The following is a 702-nucleotide window of genomic DNA, read 5'->3' as shown; positions in this document are numbered from 1 at the left end:
ATCCTCAGCACAATGCCACTCCATTGGCAAAGTTGTTGAAGAGCGCTATCAGTAACTGGGAGCAAAAAAACAGCGGATCAAATGCTGCAGACAGTAGTCTGATTGTAAAGACCGTATTCGTTGACGGCGGTAGAGTATTAAAGCGTATGCGCCCTGCACCACAAGGTCGTGGCTACAAAGTACGTAAGCGCAGCAACCATGTAACATTAATCGTAGATTCTAAAAACTAATTAGTAAAACCATTATATGGGTCAGAAAGCAAATCCAATTGGTAACAGGTTAGGCATCATCCGCGGATGGGACAGTAACTGGTATGGTAGTAAAAAAGACTATGCATCCAAACTGATCGAAGATCATAAGATCCGTACCTACCTAAGTGCCCGTATCAACAAAGGTGGAATCGCAAAAATCGTTATCGAGCGTACGCTTGGTAAATTGATTGTAACTATTCATACTTCCAAGCCAGGTATTATCATCGGTAAAGGTGGTAACGAGGTAGATCGTATTAAGGAAGAATTGAAGAAGTTAACCGGTAAAGACGATGTACAGATTAACATTCTTGAAATCCGTCGTCCTGAACTGGATGCAACTATCGTAGGAGATACCATCGCTCGTCAGATTGAAAATCGTATCAACTTCAAGCGTGCAACCAAGATGGCCATTGCCTCTACTTTACGTATGGGTGCAGAAGGTATCAAGGTG

General features: G+C 42.6%; 2 protein-coding genes. Both read left to right on the top strand.

Features of this window, described 5'->3' with window-relative positions; genetic code table 11:
* Positions 1 to 230 (top strand): large ribosomal subunit protein uL22 (locus P767_RS18810; RefSeq protein ID WP_037351677.1); only part of this gene is annotated, 230 nt, incomplete at its 5' end.
* Between the two features lie 16 nt (positions 231 to 246).
* On the top strand, positions 247 to 702 hold a 456-nt coding region (gene rpsC, locus P767_RS0106835; RefSeq protein ID WP_026763915.1), incomplete at its 3' end, for a 30S ribosomal protein S3.

It is taken from the genome of Sediminibacterium salmoneum NBRC 103935 (genome assembly GCF_000511175.1).
Taxonomy (GTDB): Bacteria; Bacteroidota; Bacteroidia; order Chitinophagales; family Chitinophagaceae; genus Sediminibacterium; species Sediminibacterium salmoneum.
The sequence above is the reverse complement of the archived record's forward strand: the minus strand, read 5'-3'. Positions and strand labels throughout refer to the sequence as shown.